We start from the raw sequence: 25,650 nt of genomic DNA, 5'->3' as shown, positions 1-25,650 counted from the left end.
GTGCATACCGGGCGACACCGCACTTTCACGGTGCCGCGATTCCCGGCAATGGCGCACAAATCGCGGTCTCACTCCAATGTGGGAATTTTTGTGCACGAAGCATACCATCCCTAGGGTTTATCTCAATATGACAATGACTTAATGTTACGCACTGAAACAACCTGCCATGGGCGAGCAATCCATTTACGCTTGAATTTTTTTGCGGGATCTTTATGCCGATCGCTGCAAAGGCCCGTCTGGCGGGGCGCCTCAGCGTCTGAAGAATGCCGTCGAACCGGCTGTTACCGTCTGATCCGACCCCGATCGGCAACAATCTCCGGGATTACTTCGGGAAATCGGTAAATCAGGGGAAAATTCGTAACAAGATATTCACGGATCGGTAAATCATTCAATTTGCGTTGAATCAAATTATCTCTCCGCACAATCTCTTTATTGTTTCTCTGCGGGTAATGAAAATACGCTGACGTAGCGCGACCAATGTGTCCCCGCATGCAAATCCGTCACGCTTGTTACATCTTCGCGGGGACCGGCAAGCGGCCGCGCCGCGCGGCATGTGGCGCGGCCGTTGCAGGCCGGAACGGAAAGGAGGAAGCCGGCGTGGTGAACAGCGCGCGACAGTGGCGGTGGCGCTAGCGCAGATCGCCGGCCAGCGACGCGGCCACGTCCGCGTCGACACGCTGCGCCGGCATCGTATAGGCCGGGTGATCGCATCCGATCGACAGCGCCGCCCCGCCCTTGAGCGCCGCGCGCATCGGCACATCGAACTCGAAGCGGACGAAGTGCACGGCCGACGTCTTCTCGGCGTTGTCGCGCTCGAGATCCTCGTCGGCGATCGCGTAGACGCTCCCGTGCCCGTCGACCCGCAGGTAGACGCGATCCTCGACTCCGATCAGCCGCGCGAGCGCCGCGCGCCGTTCGATCTCGTGCTCGTACTCGATCTGCATCGTCGCCTTCAGGTTGGTGCCGTCGGGCACCAGCGGCAGATACGCGTCGAGCTCGGCTTCGATGCCGGCCTCGTCGAAGATCTTCTCGATGTGCAGCATCTCCTGGATCTGGTAGCGGATCGTCGTCTCGTCCTCGAACAGGAAACGCAGGTGGTTGCCGAGCGCCACCGCGCGGCGGCGCTTGTACGCGACGAGCCGCGCGTGTTCGGCCTTGCGGATCTTCGCGTACGCTTCGAGCGTCAGCAGGGAGTCGCGGGTCAGCGTCATGGGTGTCCTCGTGGATGGCCGGCGGCTCAGACGCCGTACGCGCGGCGCAGCAGCGTCAGCGGATGCGCGAGCGGCGCCGGCGGCACCCCGCTCTCGTCGATGCCCTGCACGATGTGATGGCCGGCGAGCGCGCAGTCGGACGACACGACATCCGGCCGAGGCTCGGCCATCGCCTTGAACACGGGCGCACCGATCCGCATCGCGTCCGCATGGAATGCCTTCTTCACGCCGAACGTGCCCGCGTGGCCCGAGCAGCGCTCGACGACGTTCACGCGCGTGTCGGGCACGAGCGACAGTGCATCGGCCGTCTTGCGGCCGATGTTCTGCACGCGCGCATGGCACGGCACGTGATACGACACAGTGCCGAGGCCCGTCTTGAAATCGGTCTTCAGCAGCCCGTCGCGATGCCGCGCGATCACGTATTCGAACGGATCCCAGAACGCGTCGGCCACCGCGCGCACGGCTGCGTCGCCGGGGAACATCAGCGGCAGCTCGCTCTTGTACATCAGCACGCAGCTCGGGATCGCGCCGATCAGCGCATAGCCTTCGCGCGCATAGCGCTCGAGCACCGGAATGTTCACCGCCTTCTTCGCGGCGACGCCGTCGAGATTGCCCTGCTCGAGCAACGGCATCCCGCAGCAGGCTTCGCGCGTGACAAGCTCGTACGGGATCTCGTTGTGCGCGAGGATCGCGAGCAGGTCGTGGCCGATCCCCGGCTCGTTGAAATTCACGTAGCACGTCGCGTAGATCGCGACCTTGCCGGGCGTACGCTCGCCGTCGCGCACCGGCGGGCCGTCCGAGCGCCGAGCGGCGCGCCGGAACTTGCGCGGTGCGAATTCCGGCAGCCACGCGTCGCGATCGACGCCGAGCGCCGCTTCGAGCGCATGGCGCGCGGGCGGCGTGCGGTTCACCGCGTTGACCGCCTGCGTGACGACCGGAATGCCCGCGAAATGGCCGAGCGCATCGGTATTCGACAGCACCTTGTCGCGCAGCGTCGCTTCGCCGCGCTTGTAACGCGCCGCCTTGCCGCGCAGCATCAGGTGCGGGAAATCGACGTTCCATGCATGCGGCGGCACGTACGGGCATTTCGTCATGTAGCAGAGGTCGCACAGGTAGCACTGGTCGACGACCTTGCCGAACGCGGCCTTCGGCACTTCCTCGACGTCACCCGTCGGCGTGTCGTCGACCAGATCGAACAGCGCCGGAAACGCGCCGCACAGCGACACGCAGCGCCGGCAGCCGGCGCAGATGTCGAATACGCGCGTCATTTCGGCGTCGATCGCGGCCTGGTCGTAGAATGCTTCGGACTGCCAGTCGAGTGGATGCCGGGTCGGCGCTTCGAGACTGCCTTCCTTGTGGGGCATGGGGCCCTCCAGCGTGGCGCGCATGCGCGCGGACGCGCCGCCCGTGTAGTGCGGGCAGCGAGCGGCGCACGGCCGCCGGCCAGCGAAATTTTCCGACCGGGCCGTGCGGCCTTGCAGGGGGCCGCGTCAGTCGACGAGTGCGTCCAGCGCCTTCGTATAGCGGTTCGCGTGACTGCGTTCGGCCTTCGCGAGCGTCTCGAACCAGTTCGCGATTTCGTCGAAGCCTTCTTCGCGCGCCGCCTTCGCCATGCCCGGATACATGTCGGTGTATTCGTGCGTTTCGCCGGCGATCGCCGATTCGAGGTTCAGCCGCGACGAACCGAACGGCAAGCCCGTCGCCGGATCGCCGACTGCTTCGAGATATTCGAGGTGGCCGTGCGCATGGCCGGTTTCGCCTTCGGCGGTCGAGCGGAACAGCGCGGCGACGTCGTTCTGCCCCTCGACGTCGGCCTTCGAAGCGAAATACAGATAGCGCCGGTTCGCCTGCGATTCGCCCGCGAATGCGGCCTTCAGGTTGGCTTCGGTTTTGCTGCCCTTGAGTTGAGCCATTTGCGCCTCCGTTCGAGTCGGCGCGGCCGCGTGCGACGCCGGGCCGATCAGATATGTGGGGAACGATGCCGCGCCGGGCGCGCATCGTGCTCTTCAATCTAGGCGCTCGCGTTCGCATCACCCAATAGGCTTTTTCAATGCAGGCGATAGCATGGCGGCAGAGCGCGCGTACCAGGAAAACGGCGTTGCGCGGCGCGTGGCACCGCGCCCGCTCGTCAGGCGTCACGCATCCATCGCGCGCTTGAGCAGCAATTCTCGCTCGCGCTCGTTGCGCGTGAGTTCCGCCGCGCGGCGGAATTCCCGCTTGGCCTCGTCGGTGCGACCGAGCTTCGCGAGCAGATCGCCGCGCACGCTCGGCAGCCAGTGATAGCGCGCGAGCGCCGGATCGTCGCGCAGCACGTCGACGAGTTCGAGCGCCGCGGCCGGCCCGAATGCCATCCCCACCGCCACCGCGCGGTTGAGCTCGACGACCGGCGACGGCGCGACTTCGGCAAGCGCGTCGTACAGCGCGACGATCTGCACCCAGTCCGTGTCCGCCGCCTGCCGCGCACGCGCGTGACACGCGGCGAGCGCGGCCTGCAGCGCATACGGCCCGCGCACGCCGCCGAGCTTCGTCGCCCGCTCCAGCGCCGCGAGGCCGCGCCGGATCAGCAACGGATCCCAGCGGCTGCGGTCCTGGTCGAGCAGCAGCACGGGCCGGCCCTGCGCATCGATGCGTGCGTGCATGCGCGACGCCTGCAGTTCCATCAGCGCGACGAGCCCGAGCACTTCGCTTTCGTCCGGCGCGAGCCCGGCCAGCACGCGGCCGAGCCGCAACGCCTCGTCGCATAGCGCCGGACGCATCCAGTCGTCGCCCGCCGTCGCCGCATGGCCTTCGTTGAACACGAGGTAGATCACTTCGAGCACCGACGCGAGCCGCGCGGGCCGCGCATCGGCGGCCGGCACCTCGAACGGCACGTGCGCCGCCGCGAGCGTGCGCTTCGCGCGCACGATCCGCTGCGCGATCGTCGGCTCGGGCGTCAGGAACGCACGCGCGATCTCGCCCGTCGTCAGCCCGCCGAGCAGCCGCAGCGTCAGCGCGACGCGCGCGTCGGTCGACAGCACCGGGTGGCACGACGTGAAGATCAGCCGCAGCAGATCGTCGCCGATGTCGTCGTCGCGCGCGTCGGCGAGCGCGTCCGCGATGTCGGGGACGACATGCGCGTCGAGCGCGTCCATCTCGTGACCGAGCTGATCGCGCTTCGCCGCATGAAGCGACTCCTGCCGGACCCGGTCGAGCGCGCGACGCTTCACGGCCGTCATCAGCCACGCGGCCGGGTTGTCGGGCACGCCGTCGACGGGCCAGTGCTCGAGCGCGGCGACGAGCGTGTCCTGCGCCAGTTCCTCGGCCACGCCGACGTCGCGCACCACGCGCGCGGCGCGCGCGATGATCTTCGGCGCCTCGATTCGCCAGACCGCCTCGATCGCACGATGCGTCGCCTCATGCGTCACGACGCCTGCCCCTGGGCGGACGCCTCCAGCGGCATGGCCATCAGCTCCCACGTGTGGCCGTCGGGATCGGTGAACCCGTGGCCGTACATGTTCGGGTACTCGCGCGGCGCCTGCGGCGCGGCCCCGCCGGCCGCCAGCGCCTTCGCGACGAGCCCGTCGACTTCGGCACGGCTGTCGCACGACAGGCACGACAACACCTGGATGTGCGTGGCCGGATCGATGATGGTCTTGTCGGTGAAGGTCTGGAAAAACGGCCGCACGAGCAGCATCGCGAAGATCGCGTCGCTGATCTTGATGCAGGCGGCCTGATCGTTGGTATAGGCCGGCACGACTTCGAAGCCGAGCGCCTGGTAGAACGTCTTCGCGCGCGGCAGGTCGGCTACCGGCAGGTTGATGAAAACCATCTTGTGCATGACGGGTGCTCCCGGTGAGGTTGGATTCAGGCGTGGCTGCGGCCGACGTGGAGATCGCGGAACCGCTCGACCGCGTCGCTCGGCGTGAGGTCGTCGAGCTCGAACAGCGGCCGCACCTCGATCTCGCAATCGAGCTCGGCGCCGAACGGCGCGGGAAACCGGCGCGTCCATTCGAGCGCCTCGTCGCGCGAGCGCACCTGGATCAGCGTATAGCCGGCGATCAGCTCCTTCGTCTCGGCGAACGGGCCGTCGATCACCGTGCCCTTGCCGCCCGCGTAGCGCACGCGCCAGCCATGGGCGCTCGGCCTCAGGCCGTTGGCGTCGAGCAGCACGCCGGCTTTCGCGAGTTCCTCGTGATAGACCGTCATGGCCTCGACCAGCCGGTTGTCCGGCAACGCGTCGGATTCGCTGACGGCGTTCGCCCGGATCATGATCATGAATCGCATCGTTGACTCCTTGTCGTCGGTGGAAGGCGACGCCCGTTCCGCGGCGCCTTACCCGGACGACGGCCGAACGACGGCCGGATCGACACGCGCCACGACAAATCAGGGTAAATACCGAGTCGCGACGCTTACAGGAAGCACGGGCCGACCGCGCGCACCTCGACCGTGCACCATTGCGCGGCCGGGCACTGGCGTGCGATCTCGATCGCTTCCTCTCGCGTGTCGACGTCGACGAGGAAGAAGCCGCCGACCATCTCCTTCGCCTCGGCGAACGGGCCGTCGAGCAGGCGCGTCTCGCCGTCGCGCACCTGCACGCGCGTGCCGCGCTCGGAGCGCTCGAGCGACTCGACGCCGCGCAGCACGCCGCGCGCCTTCAGCGACTCGGCGAACTCGACCATCCGCGCATAGAGCGCCTGACCTTCGTCGAGCGTGCGCTCGGCGCGCTGTTCGGTCGGTTCGACAATCAACAGCATGTAAGACATGGATTTCTCCTGTGGGGGACGGGGCGCGGCGGCCTGCGCCGGGCGAGCGGCACACGACGCGCGGTGCGAAAGCGTAACAGCCGCGAAGCGGCTTGCCGCATCGTTGGCCAACCGGCACTGGCCGGACGGCCATTTCGGCCGCGGTCCGACATTTTGCCTTCAAGATGCGGTCCCGAACTGTCGGATTTTCATCCTGTGGACCGTCTCATGTCACGCCCGCTTCCCCTGTTTGCCGTCGCGCTGTTCGTGGTGTTGTCCGTCATGCCGCCCAAGGCGCTCTTCGCCCGGCCGGCCGCCGCCGCGCTGCCCGTCAGCAGCGGCTGCGGCGGCGCCGCCACGGCGATTGCCGAAATCCGGCGCGCGGGCGGCCCGTCGCCGCTCGCCGGGCAAACGGCGTCGATCGAAGCGGTCGTCACCGCGGCGTTCGGCGGCGCCGACGGCCTGGGCGGCTTCTTCGTCCAGCAGGCCGACGCACAACGCCAACACCGGCCGGGCGTCCCGGAAGGCCTGTTCGTCTACGCACCGAACGCGCGCGTGGCGCCCGGCGATCTCGTGCATATCACCGGCAAGATCGACAAGAAATACGGCCGGACGCAACTCACGCTGTCGGGCGACGTGGCCGTCTGCGCGCGCGGGCAGACGGTCACCCCGGCAGTGCTCACGCTGCCGGTCGCGTCGCCCGCCGTCCTCGCCGCGCACGAAGCCATGCGCGTACGCCTGCCACAAACGCTGACGGTCAGCGATACCTACGAACTCGGCCGCTACGGCAGCGTCGTGCTGAGCAACGGCCGGCTGCGCGCGCCGACCCAGGTCGCGCCGCCGGCCGACGCCGCCGCGCACGCCGCGGCCAACGCGCTGAACCGCATCGTGCTCGACGACGGTTCGAACCGCCGCGACCCGGCGGTCGTCCGCTATCCGCCGCCCGCACTGAGCGCCGCCAACACGCTGCGGGCGGGCTACACGGTACGCGACGTCGAAGGCGTGCTCGAGCTGCGCTACGGCGCATGGCGGCTGCAACCGGTGGCCGGCGCGGCGCCCGTATTCGAGGCCGCCGCGAACCCGCGTACCGCGGCACCGGCCCGGCATCCCGGTGCCGACGTGCGCATCGTGTCGTTCAACGTCTTCAACTATTTCAACGGCGACGGCCACGGCGGCGGATTCGACGCGCCGGCCAACCGCGGCGCGAAAACGCCCGCCGCGTTCGCGCGGCAGGAGGCGAAAATCGTCGCGGCGTTGCGCGCGCTGCGCGCCGACGTGATCGGGCTGATGGAGATCGCGAACAACGGCGACGGCGACGCGAGCGCCATCCGTCGGCTCGCCGCGCAGCTCGGCGACGGCTGGCGCGCGGTCGCCCCCGACACCGCGCGGCTGGGCCGCGATGCGATCGCCGTCGCGCTGCTGTACGACAGCCGCGCGGTCGAGCCGATCGGGCGCGCCGCCACCGTCTCGCTCGGCCGCCGCCACCGCCCGCCGCTCGCGCAGACGTTCCGGCGCATCAACGGCACACGCACGTTCACGGTCGCGGTCAATCACCTGAAGTCGAAGAACTGCCCGCATGCGAGCGGCGTCGATCTCGACCAGTCCGACGGGCAGGGTTGCTGGAATGCGGCGCGCACGCAGGCGGCCACGCGTCTCGCCGACTGGCTCGCCACCTCGCCGACGGGCAATGCGGCCGGCGGCGTGCTGCTGATCGGCGATCTGAACAGTTATGCGAAGGAAGACCCGATTCGCACGCTCGAAGCGCGCGGCTACACGAACCTCGTCGCCCGCTTCGTCGGCGATGCTGCGTACAGCTACGTATTTCGCGGCGAGGCCGGCAATATCGACCATGCGCTTGCCACGCCGCCCCTCGACGCGCGCGTGAAGGCCGTACGGTTCTGGCACATCAACGCGGACGAACCGGTTGCGCTGCAACCCGTGCCCGATTACAAAACCGCCGCACGGCGGTCGGCTTATTACGCACCCGATGCATACCGCTCGTCGGATCACGATCCCCTCGTCATCGACATCGCGCTGGACCGGGGCGCCGCGCCACCGGCAGCAGGCACGAATCGTGCGCACCGCTCGGGCGTCGAGTAGTGCATTTGCATCAGCATCCAGCCTGCAATGGCACTATTTACCTGAGGCCCGTGGCGACGCCATATTTACCGGACCTTCACTGCGACCTGCTGCTCGACACGCTGCTTCATCCCGAGACGCGAAATTTTTTCAACCGCTGCGCTGCCCCGCGCGGCGGGCTTTCCCGGCGATCCTGCCGACGAATTGAAAATTTGTCTCGAAACTCAATGGGAGGAAGTGAATCACATGGGTTGCTGGGATTCGTCTTATCTTCAAAATGGGCCTGGAATCAAAGGAGGATAAACACCATGGCGCTTACCGACTCGATCGAACACAAGCTGGACCGCGGCCTGTCCGATATCCGCCGCACCGGCCGGCGCGTGGGCCGCACGACGCGCGCGGCTGCCCGCGATCTGCATGCCGACGTGACCGACGATCTGCGCGGGCTGGTCGATGAACTGGAAGATCTGCTGAAAAACGATGGCGATGGCGATATCGCCGCGCTGCGCAAACGCGTGCAAGCCCGGCTCGATGAAGCGCGCGGCGCGCTCGACTACGCGTCGGGCAGCGCGGCCGCCCGGCTGCGCGATTCGGCCGAGCGCGTGTCGCAGGTCGTGCACGAGAACCCGTGGCAAACCGCCGGCGTCGTCGCGGGCCTCGCCTTCGTCGCGGGCCTGCTCCTTTCCCGCCGTTGAACGGGGCCGCGTGCACCGCCGCCCGCCCCGCCCGTCATCAATCAGACAACGAAGGAGAATCGCCATGCAGAAGTCCCTCGCCATGAAAGCCGCTGCCGCCGTGATGCTCGGCAGCCTCGCCCTCGCCGGCTGCACGACCACGTCCGACAAACCCGATACCGCCGCGGCCAGCGCGTCCAAGCGTCAATCGATCGACGCCAGCGTGAACGCGACGCTGTCGCGTCTGTATTCGACGGTGCCGGGTTCGCGCGACCTCGTCTCGAAGGCGCGCGGCGTCCTCGTGTTCCCGAACGTGCTGCAGGCCGGCTTCATCGTCGGCGCCCAGTCCGGCAACGGCGCGCTGCGTGTCGGCGGCAGCACCGTCGGCTACTACAACACGTCGTCGCTGTCGGTCGGCCTGCAGGCCGGCGCGCAGTCGAAGGCGGTCGTGTTCCTCTTCATGACGCAGGATGCGCTCGACTCGTTCCGCAAGTCCGACGGCTGGTCGGCCGGCGCCGACGCGTCGGTCGCGGTCGTGAAGGTCGGCGCGAACGGTGCGGTCGACTCCAACACGGCCACCGCCCCGGTGGAAGTGCTGATTCTGACCAATGCAGGCCTGATGGGCGACCTGTCGGTGAACGGCACGAAGGTCACCAAGCTCAACATCTGACGACGCGGCACGCGGCCTCGCGCCGCGTTCGCTTCCCGGCAGCGCCGCGGCCCCGGCCGCGGCGTTTTCGCATGTGCGTCACGCAGCGGCTATGATGGCGGCACCTTTGCGGGCATACTCCGCATGGGCCGCCCCGCGGATGGCCGCGGCGCGTTGCTCCGCGAACCCGTGACGTTCGCGAACCGATCGCGCGCGGGGCAACGAGATTCAATCAAACCACGCATCAATCTGCGCGAATGCACCCATGGATAGCGGACACGATCACCAAAAATTCTTCTATTTCCTGCTGTTCGCGGTTACCGTCGGACTCTGCTGGATCCTCGCGCCGTTCTCCGGCGCCGTCTTCTGGGGCACCATTCTCGCGATCCTGTTCCAGCCCGTGCAGCGCTGGCTGGCCGCGCGCTTCGGCAAGCGCCGCAATCTGGCCGCGCTCGTCACGATGTCGCTGATCATCCTGATCGTGATCCTGCCGCTCGTGTTCGTCACGGCCACGCTCGTGCAAGAAATCGCGTACGTGTACCAGGAGCTCAAGGACGCTCAGCCGAACTATTCGCAGTACTTCCACGACATCATTCACGCGCTGCCGACGTCGATCCAGAACCTGCTGCAGAAATACGGGCTGACCAACATCCCGGGCATCCAGAAGAAGCTGACCGACGGCGCCGCGCAGATCAGCCAGTTCGCGGCCACCCAGGCGCTCAGCATCGGCCAGAACACGTTCCAGTTCGTCGTGAGCTTCGGCGTGATGCTGTACATGGTGTTCTTCCTGCTGCGCGACGGCGGCGAGATCGGCCGCCGCGTGCGGCGCGCGCTGCCGCTCGACGAAGAGCACAAGAACCTGCTGCTCGCGAAATTCACGACCGTCGTGCGCGCGACCGTGAAGGGCAACATCGCGGTCGCGCTCGTGCAGGGCGCGCTCGGCGGCCTGATCTTCTGGATCCTCGGGATCGAGGGCGTCGTGCTGTGGGGCGCGCTGATGGCGTTCCTGTCGCTGTTGCCCGCGATCGGCGCGAGCCTCGTGTGGGTGCCGGCCGCGCTCTACTTCCTGATGATCGGCGCGGTCTGGAAGTGCGTGATCCTCGTCGCGTTCTGCGTCGGCGTGATCGGCCTCGTCGACAACCTGCTGCGCCCGATCCTCGTCGGCAAGGACACGAAGATGCCCGACTGGGTCGTGCTGATCTCGACGCTCGGCGGAATGGCGCTGTTCGGCATCAACGGCTTCGTGATCGGGCCGCTCGTCGCCGCGCTGTTCATGGCGAGCTGGGACATCTACGCACGCGCCGAACACGGCGAATGACCCGCGTCCGTCCGCCGGTGCTCCGCACGCGTGCGGAGATCGCCGCTCAGGGATGACGGATATGGATCACGACGGGCGCCACGGCGCCCGTTGCTTCATCCGCCGCAATCGTCATCACGCCGCCATACGGGCCGACGCGCTGAACCTGGCCCGGCGCCAGCCGCACGCTTTGCCCGGCGTGCGCATCGCGCCACGTTGCGCGCACCGCCGCGCCGCCGTCCGGCGCGAACGGCGCGCCGTCGGGCCCGACCAGCGCCACCTGCGCGCCGGGCAAGCGCCGGCCATGCGCATCGAACCGGAGTGTGGCCGTTGCCGCGCCGTCGGCCGCCTCTCGCGCGTCGACGAGCACGCCCGCCGGGGCATCGAGCGTCACGTCGTAGAGATCGACGAGCGAGCCGGTGAACCGCACGACGCCATCCGGCGCGGGCTGCCCGGCTGCCATCGCGTTCGACATGGCAGTCGACATCGCGAGTACGACACCGAGCCCGACCACCGTCCTCCGTACGCCCCCGGCGCGCGATGCCGCTGCCGATCCCGACCGCTTCGCGTTGTTCCGCATGTTTCCTCTCCTCCGCCGCGTCACCAGAAAAACAGGCGGCGTGACGCGTCGGTCACGCCGCCTGTCTGCTGGCAATCACTTTAGGGAGAGCGGCCCGGACAATATATGGGACAAGTCCTAAACTGCAGCCGGGTTGATCGAACTCAGTGCAATCGACATCGCCCCGCGGCCCGATGCGAGCGGCGTTGCACGCCCGTTACGCGTCCGGGTCGACCCGCAGCACAAGCTTGCCGCGATGGTCGCCGTCGAACAGCCGGTTCAGCACGTCGGGCGCGTTTTCGAGCCCATCGGCCACGGTTTCCTCGGCCTTGAGCCGGCCGTCGCGCAGCCAGCCCGCGAGCGTCTGCACGGCTTCGCGGCTCTTGCGGTAGTCGAGGATCAGGAAGCCGCGCATCGTCAGCCGCTTCGAGATCAGCACGCCGACGTCGTCGGCCGCGCGGCCGCTGTTGTAGTTCGAGATCACGCCGCACAGCGCGACGCGCCCGCCGATCACCATCCGCGACAGCACCGCGCGCATCACCTCTCCGCCGACGTTCTCGAAGTTCACGTGCACGCCGTCCGGCGTCGCCGCCTTCAGTTGCTGGCGGAAATCGTCGGCCTTGTAGTCGACGGCCGCGTCGAAGCCGAGCGTCTCGGTCAGGTAGCGGCACTTGTCCGCGCCGCCCGCGATGCCGACCACCCGCGCGCCGTGGATCTTGCCGATCTGCCCGGCGATCGAGCCGACCGAGCCGGCCGCCGCCGACACGACGAGCGTTTCGCCCGGCTGCACCGGCGCGATGTCGGTCAGCCCGTAGTACGCAGTCAGCCCGCTCATCCCGCACGCGCCGAGCAGCGTCGGCAGCGGCAGGCCCGACTGCGCGGGCAGCTTCACGAGCTGCTCGGCCTGCCCGGCCGGCACGACCGCGTAATCCTGCCAGCCGACGAGCCCCTGCACGAGATCGCCTTCGGCGAAACCCGCGTTGCGCGACGCGACCACGCGGCCGATACCGAGCGCGCGCATCACCTCGCCGATCGCGACGGGCGGCAGGTACTGCGGCACGTCGCTCATCCACACGCGGTTGGTCGGGTCCATCGACAGATACAGCACGCGCACGAGCACCTCGCCGTCGGCAAGCGCCGGCACCGGCGTCTCGACGAGCGAAAAATGTTCGCGGCCGACCCGCCCTTCCGGGCGCGTCTTCAGCAGCAGCTGGCGGTTCACGGGTGTCGACATGCTGTTCTCCTCCAATCGTTGTGGTTCGGGATGCGCGTCAGACCGCGCACATGCCGCCGTCGATCACGAGTTCGGCGGCCGTCACGAAGCGGCTCTCGTCGGACGCGAGATAGACGGCCGCATGGGCGACGTCGTCCGGCTCGCCGAGCCGGCGCAGCGGAATGCCGCGCGCGAGCTTGCGCGTCGCGTCGCGTTCGCCGAGCGACTGGAACAGCGGCTCGACGATCCCCGTGCGGATGAACGCCGGGTGAATCGAATTGCAGCGCACGTCGATCTCGCGGCGCGCGCAGTCGATCGCGACCGATTTCGTCAGCGACGCGACCGCCGCCTTCGACGCGTTGTACGCGGTGAAATCCGGTTCGACCTTGAACGCGGCGACCGACGAGATGTTGATGATCGACGCGGGGTGGCTCTCGGCCAGATACGACAGCGCATGCTTGCAGCCGAGCACGATGCTCTCGACGTTGATCGCCATCACGCGCCGCCATTCGTCCAGCTCGATTTGCGCGGGCGAGCCGATCGAGCCGACGCCCGCGTTGTTGACCAGCACCGACAGCCCGCCCATCGCATCGACCGCCTGCGTGAGCAGCGCCTGCCAGCGCGCTTCGTCGCGCACGTCCTGGGTCGCGGCGAACGCGACCGGCGTCGCATGGCCCGCGTTGAGTTCCTGCGCGAACGCATCGAGCACCGCCGCTTCCGCGATGTCGGTGACGAACACGCGCGCGCCGTGCTCGACCATCCGGCGCGCGATCGCGCGGCCGAGGCCGCCCGCGGCGCCCGTGATGTATGCGCACTTGCCGGCGAGGCGCGGGGAAACGATTGTCATGGGCCTGCTCCTGTCGTGAATCGTCGTCGCGGAACGCTGCCGCGACGGGGTTTTCGTGCCTGCCGGGCCGCCGCCGGCCGACGTGCGTCGGTTACCGGTACGCCGGCATGACGGCGCACCGCACGTTTGCGCGAGTATATCGAGATAAGCGCGACGCACGCCGGACCGGCCCGGCACGACAGCCAGCGTACGCGAACGCGGCCGATCGATGAAATGAATATTCGTGATGCCCGGTCATAAGCGCCGTTCATGGCTGGCGCGTCGCCGCGCCGATGCGCGAAGCGGCGGGCGCGGCCGGACGCGCGCACGAGCCGTGCCAGTCGATTATCGGCATGACGGGCGTTGGGTTGCGCATCAAGGAGAACGCAATCGGGAAGATGAACCGGCGGCGAGGCATCGTGCCCCCGCCGGAAAGCGCCGGACGAACGCCGGCGGCAAGAAAGCGGCGCCGAAGCGCCCGCCGTGGCCCGAAAGTCAGAAGCCGTCGCCCGACGGCGCGCGCACGAACGCGCAGAGCTGCGGCGAATGCGTGTCGATCATCTGCTGGAACGGCGCACGGTGCCCGTACGCGATACCCGACACGAGCAACAAGCAGACCGCCGCGACGCGCGGCGAGAACGTGCGCTGCCGCGCGCCGTCGTAGCCGCGCAGGAACACCAGCGCGACCAGCGCGCCGAGCATCCAGCCGACGACGACTTCCGGCACGGTATGCGAGTGATCGAACACGCGCGCGACGGCCGTGAGCGCGCCGACGGCCAGCCCGGCCGCGATGCCCGGCGCCTTGCCCGGCCGGAACGCTTGCCACAGCATCGACAGCGCGACCGTCCACACGGACGTCGACAGCATCGTGTGGCCGCTGATCACGCGGAAATCGAACTGCGCGAGCTCGATGCCGCATCCGGCGTACAGGATCTTCGTGGCGCCGACGAGCCCCATGCCGGCGGCCAGCAGCAGGCCCCAGCGGGCGGCGAGGCGCCAGTCGGTCAGCGCGAGCCACGCCGCGCAGGTCAATGCGATCGGCAAGGTCAGCGCGGCATCGCCGATGTTGCTGATTTCACTCCACATGACGGACTTCGGAGACGAACGAAAGGCCGCAGTTTACCGCATGCGCGCAGCGCACCTGTGTCAGCCTGTGACAGGCTGTATCAGCCCGCGACACCGGTAATCAACAGCAGGTTCGTGCCGGTGATCACGGCGAACAGCGCCCATGCGAGCACCTGCATCCCGCGGCCGATCGCGTGTTCGCCCATCGTGCGGCGATCGCTGACCGAGCGGATCAGCGGCCACATCGCGAACGGCAACTGCAGGCTCAGCAGCACCTGGCTCCATACGAGCAGTTGCCCGACCGAGCCGTCGCCGAGCCACAGCACGCCGATCAGCGCCGGCACGAGCGCGAGCCCGCGCGTGATCAGCCGGCGCTGGTAGCACGGGATCTTCGTATGGAGGAAACCGTCCATGATCACCTGGCCGGCGATCGTGCCGGTCAGCGTCGAGCTCTGCCCCGACGCGAGCAGCGCGATGCCGAACAGCAGCGCGGCCGCGCCGCCCGCGATCGGCGTGATCAGCCGGTATGCCTGCTCGATGTCGGTCACGTTGTGCTGGCCCGTCGCATGGAATGCCGCGCCCGCGACGACGAGGATCGCCGCGTTGACGAGCATCGCGACGAACAGCGACACGCAGGTATCGATGCGCACGAGCGCGAGCGTGTCGCGGATCACGCCGCGCGTGCCGCCGACGACGTGCCGCGTCTGCACGACCGACGAATGCAGGTACAGGTTGTGCGGCATGATCGTCGCGCCGACGATGCCGAGCGCGAGCACGATCGCATCCTTGCGGTCGTGGCCGGGATCGCCCGGCACGAGCCCGCCGACCACCGCATGCCAGTCGGGCGGCGTGATCGCCACCTGCGCGACGAAGCAGAACGCCATCGTCGCGATCAGCCCGAGCACGATCGCCTCGATCTGCCGGAACCCCTTGCCCTGCAGGCCGAGCACGATCACGGTGTCGAGCGCGGTCAGCACGACGCCCCACGCGAGCGGCACGCCGAGCAGCAGCTTGAACGCGAGCGCGCAGCCGAGCACTTCCGCGATGTCGCACGCGATGATCGACACTTCGGCGGTCATCCACTGCACGACGCGGCCGAACCGGCCGTAGCGGTCGTAGCTCGCCTGCGCGAGATCCTTGCCCGCGACGAGGCCGAGCCGCGCCGCGAGCATCTGCAGGAAGATCGCCGCGATGCTCGAGAACGCGACGACCCACAGCAGCGAATAGCCGAACTGCGAGCCGGCCTGGATATCGGTCGCCCAGTTGCCGGGGTCCATGTAGCCGATCGCGACCAGCAAGCCGGGGCCGAAGAAACGCCTGAGCTTCTGCCAGCGCGGCGCGGCGGCGTCGATCGTGATGCTGCCCTTTACTTCCGACGGGCAGAAAGGGGCGGTGGCGGTAGAGGGGAGGAAGGGCATGGAAACCGGGAATCGAGGTCGCGACACGACGATTCTACGGGTATCCGTCCCGTTTTCCCGCGCGCGGTCGCGCACGCGTCGCAATTCGCCCCGTCGCCGTCGCAACACGCGGCGGCGTGCCCGTCATACGAAACGGGCGACGCCGCGCGGTGCGCGAGGATTTTTTCCCGCTCGGCGACGCGATATTCGGTCGGCGACATCAGCAGGCGCTGGCGAAACAGCTTCGCGAGCCGCTCGCCGCTGCCGAACCCGGTGCGCCGCGCGACCTTGTCGGCCGGCAGCGTCGTATGGATCAGCATGTGGCACGCCCGTTCGAGCCGCACGTGCTGGACGAACTCGGTCGGCGTCACGCCGATTTCCTTCTTGAAGCGCCGCAGGAAATTGCGCTCGCTCATCGCGGCCGCCTGCGCGGCGTCCGCGACCGAGATGCGGTTCACGCTCTGCGCGCGCAACCGCTGCGCGGACATCCGGATCGACGGGCTCGCGCTCAGTTCGCGGAACGCCCACATCGACTGCACGTAGCGCTGCTCGACCGGCCGCGCCATGTTGCTGGCGATTTCCTGCGCGGCGCCGTCGCCGAGGTCGGCGCGGAACATGTCGAGCGCGGCGGCGAACACGTCGGTCTCGCCGGCCGGCGATTCGATCGTCGTGGTAACGCGGTGCCCGGCCCTGCCCGGCCGCCCGTCGATCGACGCCGGCGGCCGCCGCGTGGCGGCGAGCGCGGGCAGATCCATCGCGTCGACGATCCAGCGCGCCTGCTGGCGAATGTCGGCCAGGCGCCGCTGCAATGCGTCGTCCCAGTTGACTGTGGGGAGGTGCTCGATTTGACACGGCGAGAACCAGTGCTCGAAATCGGCCCGAACGCCCATCACGCAAGGCGTCGGGCGATTTCAGCGGACACGACAATGCGCGAAAGGTTCTGCCAGAAATGACTGCGAAATGCGCGGATTTCGCGAAGATTTTGACACCGGAATAAGCGGGAAACGGAAGTTATCCACAACGCCTATACCTGTCGGCCAAACCAGACCACGCGCCCGATGATGGCGAAGTCCGACGGCGGCTTGGCCATGTTGACCGTGAACGGCTTGTAGGCCGGATTGGCGCTACTCACCTCCAGTATCCCGTCTGGAAGCCGCTGCAACGTCTTGACGATGACATCCCCGTCGATCCGCAGCACATACAGGCCCGCCGCGCCACTGGTTTGGCTCCGATCGATCAGGATCACATCCCGATCGTTAAGTACCCCCTGGAGCGAGTCGCCTTTCACTGACAAAACTGAAAGGTCCGCTGGCGCTGCATGGAGGTAGTTCTCGATCCAGTATCGACGGAAGGCCATCGTATGCTTGGGAGCCTCGTCCGTGATCGCTTGTCCGTGCCCCGCTGCAACCTTCACGTTGTAGCGAGGAATGAACACGAACTCCTCTAGATCGACCGGATTCCCCAGCGTATCGACGCACAGCTGCGGCTGCGCCGCGTCTCGTTGCGCCTGATCGCCGCCCCGGACGCCGTCGCCCTCTCCGGTCGCGACCCAGTCCAAGCTGACTCCCGCAGCACGGGCGAGCTTTGCCACTACCTCGAAGGTAGGTTTGCTGTCGCCACGGATGTATCGACGAAGCATGTCGTCCGATACCCCGGCGACGGCCGCCGCCGCGCCACGCCCGCCAATCTGGCGGCACATCTCATCAATTCGACTTTCGATTCCGTCCGCCGGAATCGAAACCCGCACATCTTCTCGGTTCGGCACTTTCGTTATCGCTGTAAGTGATTGATGGAGCTACTTTTTTCGGGGCACGGCCCTGCAAAAGTGCGGGGTAAGAAACGAAACAGAAACGAAAATCTGCACAGCATCCGAACTTTCTCTTGATCTACCCAGAATATCTGCGGTACGATGTGCGCACATGTTCAGCAAAAAGGACGAGCACATGCGCACATTTGCGGAGTCAAAAAAAACCGCCAGTGACTGGGACAAGGCGGATATCAAACATGCCCTTGAAAAAAAGGGCTGGAACCTGCGGCAGCTCGCCAAGCGATCGGGTTACAGCAACTCCAGCGCTCTGCGGAAGGCGTTCGACGCCCCATATCCGAAGGTCGAACGCATTATTGCGGACGCAATTGGCGTCGCCCCCGAAGTTATTTGGCCGAGCCGTTACGCAAAACGAAATTTTACGCCTGTTTTGTCACCGTCCTCTCCCGTTTGCACGGTTCGCCCCGAAAAAGTTCGGGCCGCTGCGATGGGGTGAATCGTACGTGAACGAAGCGCACCACGCTACTGACACGATTCCCGATGCGAGTGACTGAGTGATGAGAAAACGGACCTGGAAATCCCTGCACGCGACGAGCCTGAGCGAGGCTTTCGAGCTGTGCGTTGAACATGCCGACGAACAGCGCCGCCCGGCGAAGGTGCTGGCCGATCTGATGGGCGTCGAAGTCAAAACGCTGTATCGCTGGCTCGCCGATACATCGATGCCGCTGAACCGCTTGCGTCAATTCGAAGAATTCTGCGGCGCGCGCTTCGTCAGCGAATACCTCTGCATCGCGGATGGCTGTCGCGTCGTTATCGAAATCCCGACCGGCCGCCGCCCCCGCGTCACTGATCTGGCGTCGCTGCAATCTGCATTCGCCGACGCGGCTGCGGTGCTGTGCCGCTATTACGAATCCGGCCACGAACAGGCGGAAGCGGTCGCTGCGCTCACTCATGCGATGACGCAAGCCGGTTACCACCGCGAGAACGTCACGAAGGATCGCGCCCCCGAACTGCGGTTCGACGCAGCGGAGGCCGAGTGATGCAGCTCGTCGTCAAATCACACTACACCGCCCCCGAACTTGCGATGCTCGGTCTGCCTGGGGTGCCGACGACCGAACAGGGCGTTCGCTACAGCGCGACCAGGGAAAAGTGGGCGGCACGTCGCCGAGCAAAGGGCAAGGGCCTGGAATACGCGCTCGACAGCCTGCCTGCCGAAGCACAAGCGGCGATTCGTCACCGCGCATCGGCGGCGCTCGTCACGTCCGTCCCCGCGCAGCCAGCCAAGGCCGTCATCCGACGCGAGCAGCAATTGCAACTCGTCGAAACCGACACGCAGCGCCTGCGCGCCGATGCGCGCAAGGGCATCTTGTCGATGCTCGATCGCATCATGACGCAGTGCCGTGTCTCACGTGAAGCGGCGATGCACACGCTGCTGACCCAGGCCCGCCTTGGCACGCTCGACGACCACATGACGGCCATGCTGCGCGCTGCAAAAGACCCGCGCGGCCGCAAGGGAGACGAGTTCCCGAGCATTCGCTCGCTGAAGCGCTATCTTGGCCTGTCGAAACAGGGTTCACTCGCGCCGAAAATCCCGAAGTCCAGCTTCGTTATCCCGGAGTGGGCGAAGCTGTTCCTCGAACACTATCAGCAGCCGCAGAAGCCATCTGTCGAGCAAGCCTATCGTGACTTCACGACGGCATGCGCGGTGCGACGCGTCACATACGACGTTCCGAGCGTTCACCAGGTCCGTCGATTCCTCGACAAGCTCGGCAGCGTGACGTTGCAGACCGGGCGTATGGGGTCGCGCGAGCTGAAGACCATGCTGCCGTTCATCCGCCGCACGTTCGACAAGCTGCTGCCGAACGACATCTGGTCGGCCGACGGCCATACGTTCGACGCGGAGGTACAGCACCCGCTGCACGGTCGGCCGTTCCGACCGGAGATCACGTCGATCATCGACGTCGCCACGCGACGCGCGGTCGGCATTTCGCTCGACCTTGCCGAGTCGTCATTCGCAGTGCTCGATGCGCTGAGTACCGCAGTGCTCAAGTGCGGAGTGCCGAGCATGTTCTACGTCGACAACGGGTCCGGCTACAAAAATGCGCTGCTGAAAGACGAAGGCGTCGGCGTCCAAGGTCGCCTGGGCTTCGTCGTCACGCACTCGATCCCGTACAACTCGCAAGCCCGGGGCGTCGTCGAGCGCCTGCACCAGACGCTGTGGGTCGCTGCCGCGAAGAAGCTGCCGTCATACATGGGCGCGGACATGGACCGTCAGGCTAAACACGCGGTGTTCAAGATCACACGCGACGCGCTCAAGCATGGTGGGCCGATGTCGCTGATGGGATGGGACGCGTTCATCCAGTTTTGCCAGGAACAGGTCGACGCGTACAACGACCGTCCCCATAGCACGCTACCCGTCATCCGTGATCCGAACACCGGTAAGCGTCGTCACATGTCGCCCAATGAGGCATGGGCCGCGCATGTCGAGCAAGGTTGGCAGGCCGACACGCTCGACGAACACGATGCACGCCTGGTGTTCCGGCCGCGTATCAAGCGCACCGTTTCGCGCGGCGAGGTTCGATTCCTCAATCACCGGTATTCGAATCCGCAGGCGCTGCTCGAATTCCACGACGAAGAAGTCCAGGTCGCCTACGACATCAACGATGCGCGGTTCGTCTGGATCTACGCGCTCGACGGTCGCTACATCTGTCAGGCCGAGGCCGGCGCGAATGAACGGGACTACATGCCGCAGTCCGCTGTCGAGCAGGCCCGCGAGAAACGCGCCGATGCGCGAGCGAACCGCTTGCAGGCGAAGCTGGACGAGGTCGAGGCGGAACGTCGTGGACAACGAGCGCTGACGCTCGAAACGCCCGAGGTCATCACGATCCCGGGATTCGGCGACATCACGCGCGATGTCCTGAATCGCCGATTCGTGGATGCCGAGCCGGTGATCGACATCGAACCGATCGCGCCCATCACCCATGAACCGCAACCGGAAGCCGTAACCGAAACCGCAACCGTGTTCCAGCTTCCGGAAACACCCGAGCTGCGGTTTGCCCGGTGGCAGACGCTGAACGAACAGATCGAAACAGGAGGCATCCCCGACCAGGACGAGTTGCAGTGGTACGGCAGATATGCGTTGAGCAAAGAATTCGCGGCGCAAAAGCGCCGCGCGGAACAGGCTGAAGAGTTGCAGCTCGCCAGCCATCAGTAAGACCAACAGGAGCAAGCATGACACAACTCGAATCCACGCTCAAACCGATTGTAGGCGGCGTCGCCCAAATCACCAACCTGAACATGTGCGACATCGCGATCGAGCGCGCCGTCTCACGCAGCGCGAACCTGCCCGGTCTCGTGTGCTTTTACGGCCCGTCCGGCTACGGCAAGAGCATGGCCGCGAACTACGTGGCGAATGCTCGCCGCGCGCGCTACGTGCAGGCGAAATCCGTCTGGACGAAGAAGCATTTCCTGAAGGCGATCCTATTCGAGATGGGTATCAAGCCCGGCGGCACGATTCCCGAAATGGCCGACCAGGTCGCCGAGGAACTGGCCGCGTCCGGCCGGCCGCTGATCATCGACGAAATGGACCATCTGGTCGACCGCAACGCGGTTGAGCTGGTCCGCGACCTGTACGAGTCGAGCCAGGCGCCCATCCTGATGATCGGCGAGGAAGCGCTGCCAGCGAAGCTCAAGAAATGGGAGCGCATGCACGGCCGTGTGCTGGCATGGATTCCGGCGCAGCCCGTCACGGTCGACGACGCCCGCCAGCTTGCACCGCTGTACTGCCGTCACATCACGGTCGCGGATGATTTGCTCGCGCGCGTCGTCGAACTGGCCCACGGCTCTGTGCGGCGTGTGTGCGTGAACCTCGAACGCATCCAGGAAGAAGCGCTGATGGCTGGCAAGGATGCGATCGACCTCACGCAATGGGGTAAGCGCGAGCTGTACACCGGTGAAGCGCCGAAGCGCCGCGTGTGAGGTGAACATGATCGATCACCACATCACACCCGACGCAAATGCCGCCGCCGATGCCGGCCGTGCGATCCAGTTCATCGCGCGCGTGTCTGCCGCCTCGTTTGTTGCGCTCCTGGCCGGTTTGCTGATCCCGTCGAGCTGGATCGCACTGACGACATGGACGGTAGCCGTCCTGTTCGCCGCACTGGCATGCCTCGCGCTTGCTGCTCTGGCTGTTGTGAAGGGAGGCAAACATGGCTAGAAAACCTGCCCACCTCGAACTGACCGGCGGCAAGGGGCCGCGCCAGCGTGTATGGGAAGCGATTCGCAGCCAACGCGACGACTTCACCCCGCACAGCATCGTCCGTGCCGCCGACATCGACAAGCCGACCGTACAGACGTATTTGCAGGCGCTCGAACGCGGCCAGTACGTCGAGCAGATCGGCGAACGTAAGGCGATCAGCGATCGGAAGCACTACCGTCTCGTTCGCGACGCTGGCGTCGAAGCACCGCGCCTCGATCGCAAAGGCCAGCCCGTCATGCAGTCGCGTGGCAACGAGCACATGTGGCGCACGATGCGCATCATGGGCGACTTCACGCCGCGCGAGCTTGCCATGCGCGCGTCGACGCCCGACGTCGCGATTACCGATTCGACGGCGCAGTCGTACGTCAAATGCCTGTCGCACGCCGGTTATCTGACGCTCATCGATCCGGGCCACGCATACATCCGTGGCAAGGGCGCGAAACAGGCGCGCTATCGCCTGATCGCATCGAAGTACACCGGCCCGCGCCCGCCGATGATCCAGCGCACGAAATCGGTCTACGACCCGAACCTCGGGAAGATCGTGTGGCAAGAGGAACCGGACCATGACGCATGCTGATCCGGACTGGCTCGCCATGCTTCGCGAGGCCGTCGCCGCGACGTCGCAGACCGACGCGGCCAAGCTGCTCGACGTCTCACGAACGACCGTTTCGCTTGTCCTGTCGGGCAAATACCCCGGCAAAACCGATCGCGTCGCCGCTCGCGTCCTGAAGACATTCGGACAGGTGCAGTGCACGCATACCGGGCAGTCGATCTCGCTGACGGTATGCGTGTCCTTCGCCAATCGCCGCGCGCCGATCAATAACCCGATGGAACTGAGCCACTGGCGCACGTGCCGCAACTGCCCGCTGCGCCCCGTTAAAGGAGAGTCCAAGTGATGACGAACTGTAACGCCCTCAACCCGGCCGTGCCGCCGATCAATCAGCTCATGCAGCTCACGGCGCTGCGTCTCGCGGCGACGATCGAGACGCTGACCGCGAAGGGCTTCACGGTCATCGGTATCGAGTTCTCGAACGGCTCGAAACCGACGATCCAGGTGCAGAACTGCGCCGTCTGCGCCGACATGGTCGAGAAAGGCGAAGCCACCTACTACCGCACGGGCGGTTCCGGTATTTCGCGTTACCGAACCGGCCAGTTCAAGGTCGGCGAGATTCGCGTCCTGTGGACGGAGCGAGGCCACTGACATGCGCTTCCACATCATCGCCCAATCGCAAGCGGGAGAGCGCTTTCGTCGCATCGAGGTCGACGGTGAACGTGTCGACTTCCCCCAATACAAGACAGAGTCGTTCGCGGCGCACGCGAACCCGCTGGCAAAGACCCAAGGCGAGCCTGCCTATGTGGTGTCGCACGTCGGCACGGGCATGCGTCTGGCCGGCGGCAAGACGCAGGCCGCTGCGATCTCGACCGCTCGGCAGCTCATCGCAGAGAAGTCAACGGAAGAATTCTGGCGCGCGATTGCAGCCGCCCGCCAGTTCATCAAAGCAACCCAAACCCTCGCGTGAAAGGAAGGAACATGGCATCCGTAAAGCAAATTCTTCAGGCCATCATCGACCACCCGGGTTCGTCCGGTGCGCAGCTCGGCGAAATGCTGGACATCGAGGCGAAGGAAATCCAGCCGCGCATCGATCCGTATATCCGCCAGGGTCGCGTGATTCGCGACAAAAAGGTCATGGACGGCTCATCGCCGATCAACCTGTACTACCCGACCGACGACCTGATCCGCGAGTTCGACGGCACGAAACAGATCGTGACAAAAGCGGCGCGAAATTCGCCCGCATTCACGCCCGCCGATGTCGCACCCGGCGAGTTCGTGTGTGGCTTCTCCACCGCCGGCCGCCTGACGGTCACCAAGGGACGCAAGACGATTGAGCTGACACGCGCAGAAACTGCCCGCCTGCTCAAGTTCGTCGACTGCATCAACATCGAAGCCATCGCGGGAGAACAGGCATGACTATGGAAGCCATTGTGATGGTCGGCCCGACGATCACCAACCCCGAGAAGCTCGACACGATCGAGGACCTCCGTCGTGAGTTGCACCGAGTGAACAAAGAGCTTTTCGAGCAGAGCGCCTTGCTGGCCAGACTGAACGCAACGGGCATTCAGATGGCGGGCTTCGTCGAGGGCGTGCTGAAGGCACATATTCGCGCCGACTCCACCGCGCTCGCTGCGCGTTGTGACGCTTACCTTGCCAACCGTGAGCGGCTACGCGAGAAGCTCGAAGAAGCGATCGAGAGCGAAGCTCTGCGGAAGATGCACTAAACGCACCTTCAACCCAATACCAGGAACACACCATGACAAAAAATACCATCCCGGCCGGCTATGTCCAGGACGCACGCGGCCGACTCGTTCCCGAATCGCTCGTCGAGCCGATCGACCAGCTCCGCGATCAGACGGTTACGTCGCTCGTCGCTGATGCGAAGCGTCTGCAATCGGAGTTGGCCGAATTCAAGGCACGGGCATTCGGCGACATCGCTGCCTTCGTCGAGGCCAGCCACGAGCAATACGGCGTCAAGGTCGGTGGCGCGAAGGGCAACATTTCGCTGATCACGTTCGACGGTCGCTACAAGATCGTGCGCCAGATCGCGGAGCGCATCCAGTTCGACGAGCGCCTTCAAGCGGCGAAGGAACTGATCGACGAATGTCTGCGCGAGTGGACCGAAGGCAGCAACGACAAGATCAAGGTGTTGATCAACGAAGCGTTCCAGGTCGACAAGGAAGGCAACGTGAACACCGGCCGCATTCTCGCGCTGCGTCGCCTTGCGATCGACGATCCGAAGTGGACCAAAGCAATGCGAGCGATCGTCGACAGCATCCGTGTGACGGGCAGCAAGCCGTATATCCGGCTGTACGAGCGCGTCGAGGATACGGAAGAGTATCGCGCGATCAGCCTCGACCTTGCGGCGATCTGACCATGGCGACGAGAAAAGCCACTACGCGTAGTCGCGATGTCGCCTGCCTCCGAATCGGCTACCAGGAATACCTGATGGATGCCGACAAGGCAATGCAAGCACTCAAGCTGTTTCAAGGCGCGATCAAGTGCGATAGGCACTATCACGATCAAGGATACCGGTATATCGCCCAGGAGCGTCCGGAACTCCAGATGACGATGGTCGATTCGGACGATGTCGTGATGCCGAGCAGCCATCCTGCACTCGAAGATCGCAGTCGTTAAAGCGGGGGTAACGTGGATAAGAAAACTGCAATCGAGAAAATCCGTAAGTGCCTTGCGCTGTCGCAATCGAGCGAGCCGCACGAAGCGGCTGCCGCGCTTCGCCAGGCACAGAAGCTGATGGAGCAGTTCGGGATCGACCATCCCGAGCTGCTTGCGGCCGGCGCAAGCGAGGAATGGTCGAAAAGCGCAGCCGCGAGCCTGCCGGTTCGATACGAGGTCGCTTTGGCCGGTGTCGTCGCCGATGTGTACGGATGCGAGCTGCTGTTCAGCCGGCGTCCCAACGACACTCTCACCCGCATTGTCGGCGGTTATATGTTCGTCGGCGTCGCGCCCGCACCCGAGGTGGCGAAGTATACGTTCGACGTCTTCGCCCGTCAGTTGCGCGCCGCTCGTCGAGCCTACATCCAGACGAAGTTGCGCCGCTGCGGTCCGAAGAACAAGACCGCCCGCGCCGACGAGTTCTGCGAAGGGTGGGTGTACGCGGTACGCATGCAGATGCAGAACACGGCCCGCACTGACGAACAAACCGCGATGATCGACGCGTACATGCGGGCGAATCATGCCGAGGTACGCGAATTTGAGCCGCGCACGCGGGACGTAGCTGGGCGTCGCACGACCGATGATCACTGGCACGGCGTCGCGCAGGGGCGATCGGCCGTTGTTCGTCCCGGTGTCGGTGCGCCTGGCACACGGAGGCTCGGCCATGTCTGACATCGTCGTTATCCTGGTCGGGATCGTCTTCCTGG

At 66.0% G+C, this 25,650-nt stretch carries 31 protein-coding genes and 1 pseudogene; 18 read left to right on the top strand and 14 right to left on the bottom strand.

The features are described from left to right. Nucleotides 1-629: 629 nt before the first annotated feature. From KPB06_RS25520 to KPB06_RS25490, 7 genes are all read right to left on the bottom strand, one after another. Complete coding sequence (locus KPB06_RS25520; protein ID WP_059583047.1) at nucleotides 630-1,211, bottom strand: DUF3501 family protein; 582 nt, start codon at nucleotides 1,209-1,211, stop codon at nucleotides 630-632. Between the two features lie 26 nt (nucleotides 1,212-1,237). Continuing rightward, nucleotides 1,238-2,575 carry a heterodisulfide reductase-related iron-sulfur binding cluster gene (locus KPB06_RS25515; protein WP_059583049.1) on the bottom strand — a complete coding sequence of 446 codons (1,338 nt, stop codon included), beginning with the start codon at nucleotides 2,573-2,575 and terminating at the stop codon, nucleotides 1,238-1,240. A 126-nt stretch (nucleotides 2,576-2,701) separates the two neighbouring features. Further along, nucleotides 2,702-3,124, bottom strand: coding sequence for a rubrerythrin family protein (locus KPB06_RS25510; protein WP_059583052.1), 423 nt, complete (start codon nucleotides 3,122-3,124; stop codon nucleotides 2,702-2,704). Between the two features lie 222 nt (nucleotides 3,125-3,346). Beyond that, nucleotides 3,347-4,615, bottom strand: a complete 1,269-nt coding sequence (locus KPB06_RS25505) for an RNA polymerase sigma factor (RefSeq protein WP_059573775.1) — start codon at nucleotides 4,613-4,615, stop codon at nucleotides 3,347-3,349. After that, nucleotides 4,612-5,028, bottom strand: coding sequence for a VOC family protein (locus tag KPB06_RS25500; RefSeq protein WP_059573774.1), 417 nt, complete (start codon nucleotides 5,026-5,028; stop codon nucleotides 4,612-4,614). The genes KPB06_RS25505 and KPB06_RS25500 overlap by 4 nt, the downstream gene beginning before the upstream one ends. Before the next feature lie 26 nt (nucleotides 5,029-5,054). After that, nucleotides 5,055-5,474 carry a YciI family protein gene (locus KPB06_RS25495; protein WP_059573773.1) on the bottom strand — a complete coding sequence of 140 codons (420 nt, stop codon included), beginning with the start codon at nucleotides 5,472-5,474 and terminating at the stop codon, nucleotides 5,055-5,057. 125 nt (nucleotides 5,475-5,599) lie between these two features. Continuing rightward, nucleotides 5,600-5,953 (bottom strand): YciI family protein, encoded by a 354-nt coding sequence (locus KPB06_RS25490; RefSeq protein WP_059573772.1) that lies wholly within the window; start codon nucleotides 5,951-5,953, stop codon nucleotides 5,600-5,602. Nucleotides 5,954-6,160: 207 nt separating this feature from the next. Here KPB06_RS25490 and KPB06_RS25485 point away from each other — a divergent pair, with 207 nt between their 5' ends. From KPB06_RS25485 to KPB06_RS25470, 4 genes are all read left to right on the top strand, one after another. Beyond that, nucleotides 6,161-8,032: an ExeM/NucH family extracellular endonuclease gene (locus KPB06_RS25485; RefSeq protein ID WP_275906031.1), complete on the top strand. Its 1,872-nt coding sequence runs from the start codon at nucleotides 6,161-6,163 to the stop codon at nucleotides 8,030-8,032. Between the two features lie 287 nt (nucleotides 8,033-8,319). Further along, a complete protein-coding gene (locus tag KPB06_RS25480) occupies nucleotides 8,320-8,706 on the top strand; it encodes an ElaB/YgaM/YqjD family protein (RefSeq protein ID WP_059573770.1) in 387 nt (128 codons plus the stop codon). A 64-nt stretch (nucleotides 8,707-8,770) separates the two neighbouring features. After that, complete coding sequence (locus KPB06_RS25475; protein ID WP_059573769.1) at nucleotides 8,771-9,355, top strand: BPSL1445 family SYLF domain-containing lipoprotein; 585 nt, start codon at nucleotides 8,771-8,773, stop codon at nucleotides 9,353-9,355. A 244-nt stretch (nucleotides 9,356-9,599) separates the two neighbouring features. Further along, entirely contained in the window at nucleotides 9,600-10,652 is a 1,053-nt protein-coding gene (locus tag KPB06_RS25470; RefSeq protein WP_059573768.1) for an AI-2E family transporter, read from the top strand. 46 nt (nucleotides 10,653-10,698) lie between these two features. Here the strand turns inward: KPB06_RS25470 and KPB06_RS25465 are convergent, their stop codons facing one another. The 7 genes and pseudogenes from KPB06_RS25465 to KPB06_RS25435 all read right to left on the bottom strand — a co-directional run bounded on the left by KPB06_RS25465 (nucleotide 10,699) and on the right by KPB06_RS25435 (nucleotide 17,456). Next, on the bottom strand, nucleotides 10,699-11,211 hold the full coding sequence (locus tag KPB06_RS25465; RefSeq protein WP_275905955.1) for a thioesterase: 513 nt from the start codon (nucleotides 11,209-11,211) through the stop codon (nucleotides 10,699-10,701). A 196-nt stretch (nucleotides 11,212-11,407) separates the two neighbouring features. Further along, nucleotides 11,408-12,424, bottom strand: coding sequence for an NADP-dependent oxidoreductase (locus KPB06_RS25460; RefSeq protein WP_226094373.1), 1,017 nt, complete (start codon nucleotides 12,422-12,424; stop codon nucleotides 11,408-11,410). A 37-nt stretch (nucleotides 12,425-12,461) separates the two neighbouring features. Further along, nucleotides 12,462-13,250: an SDR family oxidoreductase gene (locus tag KPB06_RS25455; RefSeq protein ID WP_124657237.1), complete on the bottom strand. Its 789-nt coding sequence runs from the start codon at nucleotides 13,248-13,250 to the stop codon at nucleotides 12,462-12,464. A 474-nt stretch (nucleotides 13,251-13,724) separates the two neighbouring features. Continuing rightward, entirely contained in the window at nucleotides 13,725-14,315 is a 591-nt protein-coding gene (locus tag KPB06_RS25450) for a phosphatase PAP2 family protein (RefSeq protein WP_099317204.1), read from the bottom strand. Nucleotides 14,316-14,395: 80 nt separating this feature from the next. Further along, complete coding sequence (locus tag KPB06_RS25445) at nucleotides 14,396-15,712, bottom strand: Nramp family divalent metal transporter (protein ID WP_060967797.1); 1,317 nt, start codon at nucleotides 15,710-15,712, stop codon at nucleotides 14,396-14,398. Beyond that, a pseudogene (locus KPB06_RS25440) lies at nucleotides 15,661-16,518 on the bottom strand (helix-turn-helix domain-containing protein); the annotation flags it as partial. The pseudogene KPB06_RS25440 and the gene KPB06_RS25445, both read right to left, overlap by 52 nt. Nucleotides 16,519-16,715: 197 nt before the next feature. Next, entirely contained in the window at nucleotides 16,716-17,456 is a 741-nt protein-coding gene (locus KPB06_RS25435; protein ID WP_275920555.1) for a helix-turn-helix transcriptional regulator, read from the bottom strand. 154 nt (nucleotides 17,457-17,610) lie between these two features. Between KPB06_RS25435 and KPB06_RS25430 the strand changes: the two genes are divergently transcribed. The 14 genes from KPB06_RS25430 to KPB06_RS25365 all read left to right on the top strand — a co-directional run bounded on the left by KPB06_RS25430 (nucleotide 17,611) and on the right by KPB06_RS25365 (nucleotide 25,615). Then, the gene (locus KPB06_RS25430; protein ID WP_275920554.1) at nucleotides 17,611-17,952 is read left to right on the top strand and encodes a helix-turn-helix domain-containing protein; all 342 of its coding nucleotides are present in this window, start codon (nucleotides 17,611-17,613) and stop codon (nucleotides 17,950-17,952) included. A gap of 61 nt (nucleotides 17,953-18,013) precedes the next feature. Continuing rightward, nucleotides 18,014-18,496 (top strand): hypothetical protein, encoded by a 483-nt coding sequence (locus tag KPB06_RS25425; protein WP_275920553.1) that lies wholly within the window; start codon nucleotides 18,014-18,016, stop codon nucleotides 18,494-18,496. Beyond that, the gene (locus tag KPB06_RS25420) at nucleotides 18,496-20,670 is read left to right on the top strand and encodes a DNA-binding protein (RefSeq protein ID WP_275920552.1); all 2,175 of its coding nucleotides are present in this window, start codon (nucleotides 18,496-18,498) and stop codon (nucleotides 20,668-20,670) included. The genes KPB06_RS25425 and KPB06_RS25420 overlap by 1 nt, the downstream gene beginning before the upstream one ends. 17 nt (nucleotides 20,671-20,687) lie before the next feature. Next, entirely contained in the window at nucleotides 20,688-21,434 is a 747-nt protein-coding gene (locus KPB06_RS25415; RefSeq protein ID WP_275920551.1) for an AAA family ATPase, read from the top strand. A gap of 7 nt (nucleotides 21,435-21,441) precedes the next feature. Continuing rightward, nucleotides 21,442-21,672 (top strand): hypothetical protein, encoded by a 231-nt coding sequence (locus KPB06_RS25410; protein WP_275920550.1) that lies wholly within the window; start codon nucleotides 21,442-21,444, stop codon nucleotides 21,670-21,672. Further along, nucleotides 21,665-22,291 carry a helix-turn-helix domain-containing protein gene (locus KPB06_RS25405; protein WP_275920549.1) on the top strand — a complete coding sequence of 209 codons (627 nt, stop codon included), beginning with the start codon at nucleotides 21,665-21,667 and terminating at the stop codon, nucleotides 22,289-22,291. Before KPB06_RS25410 ends, KPB06_RS25405 begins: the two co-directional genes overlap by 8 nt. After that, a complete protein-coding gene (locus KPB06_RS25400) occupies nucleotides 22,278-22,610 on the top strand; it encodes a helix-turn-helix domain-containing protein (protein ID WP_176314603.1) in 333 nt (110 codons plus the stop codon). The genes KPB06_RS25405 and KPB06_RS25400 overlap by 14 nt, the downstream gene beginning before the upstream one ends. Then, nucleotides 22,610-22,915, top strand: coding sequence for a hypothetical protein (locus KPB06_RS25395; RefSeq protein WP_176314604.1), 306 nt, complete (start codon nucleotides 22,610-22,612; stop codon nucleotides 22,913-22,915). Before KPB06_RS25400 ends, KPB06_RS25395 begins: the two co-directional genes overlap by 1 nt. 1 nt (nucleotide 22,916) lies before the next feature. Continuing rightward, a complete protein-coding gene (locus tag KPB06_RS25390; RefSeq protein WP_176314605.1) occupies nucleotides 22,917-23,234 on the top strand; it encodes a hypothetical protein in 318 nt (105 codons plus the stop codon). A gap of 11 nt (nucleotides 23,235-23,245) precedes the next feature. After that, nucleotides 23,246-23,683, top strand: a complete 438-nt coding sequence (locus tag KPB06_RS25385; RefSeq protein WP_275920548.1) for a hypothetical protein — start codon at nucleotides 23,246-23,248, stop codon at nucleotides 23,681-23,683. Then, the gene (locus KPB06_RS25380; RefSeq protein WP_275920547.1) at nucleotides 23,680-23,991 is read left to right on the top strand and encodes a hypothetical protein; all 312 of its coding nucleotides are present in this window, start codon (nucleotides 23,680-23,682) and stop codon (nucleotides 23,989-23,991) included. The genes KPB06_RS25385 and KPB06_RS25380 overlap by 4 nt, the downstream gene beginning before the upstream one ends. 32 nt (nucleotides 23,992-24,023) lie before the next feature. After that, entirely contained in the window at nucleotides 24,024-24,641 is a 618-nt protein-coding gene (locus KPB06_RS25375; protein WP_275920546.1) for a DUF3164 family protein, read from the top strand. 74 nt (nucleotides 24,642-24,715) lie between these two features. Further along, a complete protein-coding gene (locus KPB06_RS25370) occupies nucleotides 24,716-24,904 on the top strand; it encodes a hypothetical protein (RefSeq protein ID WP_275920545.1) in 189 nt (62 codons plus the stop codon). Between the two features lie 12 nt (nucleotides 24,905-24,916). Further along, nucleotides 24,917-25,615: a DUF2786 domain-containing protein gene (locus KPB06_RS25365; RefSeq protein ID WP_275920544.1), complete on the top strand. Its 699-nt coding sequence runs from the start codon at nucleotides 24,917-24,919 to the stop codon at nucleotides 25,613-25,615. Nucleotides 25,616-25,650: the final 35 nt, after the last annotated feature.

Origin of the sequence: Burkholderia semiarida (genome assembly GCF_029268935.1) — a bacterium.
Lineage (GTDB): Bacteria > Pseudomonadota > Gammaproteobacteria > Burkholderiales > Burkholderiaceae > Burkholderia > Burkholderia semiarida.
This window is presented reverse-complemented; position numbering and strand designations above follow the sequence as displayed.

Excerpts from the sequence above, each read along its gene's own strand:
- KPB06_RS25400 (WP_176314603.1), top strand. The coding sequence starts at position 22,278 with ATGACGCATGCTGATCCGGACTGGCTCGCCATGCTTCGCGAGGCCGTC.
- KPB06_RS25430 (WP_275920554.1), top strand. The coding sequence starts at position 17,611 with ATGTTCAGCAAAAAGGACGAGCACATGCGCACATTTGCGGAGTCAAAA.
- KPB06_RS25380 (WP_275920547.1), top strand. The coding sequence starts at position 23,680 with ATGACTATGGAAGCCATTGTGATGGTCGGCCCGACGATCACCAACCCC.
- KPB06_RS25450 (WP_099317204.1), bottom strand. The coding sequence starts at position 14,315 with ATGTGGAGTGAAATCAGCAACATCGGCGATGCCGCGCTGACCTTGCCG.
- KPB06_RS25405 (WP_275920549.1), top strand. The coding sequence starts at position 21,665 with ATGGCTAGAAAACCTGCCCACCTCGAACTGACCGGCGGCAAGGGGCCG.
- KPB06_RS25425 (WP_275920553.1), top strand. The coding sequence starts at position 18,014 with ATGAGAAAACGGACCTGGAAATCCCTGCACGCGACGAGCCTGAGCGAG.
- KPB06_RS25465 (WP_275905955.1), bottom strand. The coding sequence starts at position 11,211 with ATGCGGAACAACGCGAAGCGGTCGGGATCGGCAGCGGCATCGCGCGCC.
- KPB06_RS25480 (WP_059573770.1), top strand. The coding sequence starts at position 8,320 with ATGGCGCTTACCGACTCGATCGAACACAAGCTGGACCGCGGCCTGTCC.
- KPB06_RS25515 (WP_059583049.1), bottom strand. The coding sequence starts at position 2,575 with ATGCCCCACAAGGAAGGCAGTCTCGAAGCGCCGACCCGGCATCCACTC.
- KPB06_RS25395 (WP_176314604.1), top strand. The coding sequence starts at position 22,610 with ATGACGAACTGTAACGCCCTCAACCCGGCCGTGCCGCCGATCAATCAG.
- KPB06_RS25510 (WP_059583052.1), bottom strand. The coding sequence starts at position 3,124 with ATGGCTCAACTCAAGGGCAGCAAAACCGAAGCCAACCTGAAGGCCGCA.
- KPB06_RS25500 (WP_059573774.1), bottom strand. The coding sequence starts at position 5,028 with ATGCACAAGATGGTTTTCATCAACCTGCCGGTAGCCGACCTGCCGCGC.
- KPB06_RS25485 (WP_275906031.1), top strand. The coding sequence starts at position 6,161 with ATGTCACGCCCGCTTCCCCTGTTTGCCGTCGCGCTGTTCGTGGTGTTG.
- KPB06_RS25455 (WP_124657237.1), bottom strand. The coding sequence starts at position 13,250 with ATGACAATCGTTTCCCCGCGCCTCGCCGGCAAGTGCGCATACATCACG.
- KPB06_RS25460 (WP_226094373.1), bottom strand. The coding sequence starts at position 12,424 with ATGTCGACACCCGTGAACCGCCAGCTGCTGCTGAAGACGCGCCCGGAA.
- KPB06_RS25475 (WP_059573769.1), top strand. The coding sequence starts at position 8,771 with ATGCAGAAGTCCCTCGCCATGAAAGCCGCTGCCGCCGTGATGCTCGGC.
- KPB06_RS25520 (WP_059583047.1), bottom strand. The coding sequence starts at position 1,211 with ATGACGCTGACCCGCGACTCCCTGCTGACGCTCGAAGCGTACGCGAAG.
- KPB06_RS25415 (WP_275920551.1), top strand. The coding sequence starts at position 20,688 with ATGACACAACTCGAATCCACGCTCAAACCGATTGTAGGCGGCGTCGCC.
- KPB06_RS25495 (WP_059573773.1), bottom strand. The coding sequence starts at position 5,474 with ATGCGATTCATGATCATGATCCGGGCGAACGCCGTCAGCGAATCCGAC.
- KPB06_RS25470 (WP_059573768.1), top strand. The coding sequence starts at position 9,600 with ATGGATAGCGGACACGATCACCAAAAATTCTTCTATTTCCTGCTGTTC.
- KPB06_RS25390 (WP_176314605.1), top strand. The coding sequence starts at position 22,917 with ATGCGCTTCCACATCATCGCCCAATCGCAAGCGGGAGAGCGCTTTCGT.
- KPB06_RS25385 (WP_275920548.1), top strand. The coding sequence starts at position 23,246 with ATGGCATCCGTAAAGCAAATTCTTCAGGCCATCATCGACCACCCGGGT.
- KPB06_RS25370 (WP_275920545.1), top strand. The coding sequence starts at position 24,716 with ATGGATGCCGACAAGGCAATGCAAGCACTCAAGCTGTTTCAAGGCGCG.
- KPB06_RS25375 (WP_275920546.1), top strand. The coding sequence starts at position 24,024 with ATGACAAAAAATACCATCCCGGCCGGCTATGTCCAGGACGCACGCGGC.
- KPB06_RS25410 (WP_275920550.1), top strand. The coding sequence starts at position 21,442 with ATGATCGATCACCACATCACACCCGACGCAAATGCCGCCGCCGATGCC.
- KPB06_RS25490 (WP_059573772.1), bottom strand. The coding sequence starts at position 5,953 with ATGTCTTACATGCTGTTGATTGTCGAACCGACCGAACAGCGCGCCGAG.
- KPB06_RS25420 (WP_275920552.1), top strand. The coding sequence starts at position 18,496 with ATGCAGCTCGTCGTCAAATCACACTACACCGCCCCCGAACTTGCGATG.
- KPB06_RS25445 (WP_060967797.1), bottom strand. The coding sequence starts at position 15,712 with ATGCCCTTCCTCCCCTCTACCGCCACCGCCCCTTTCTGCCCGTCGGAA.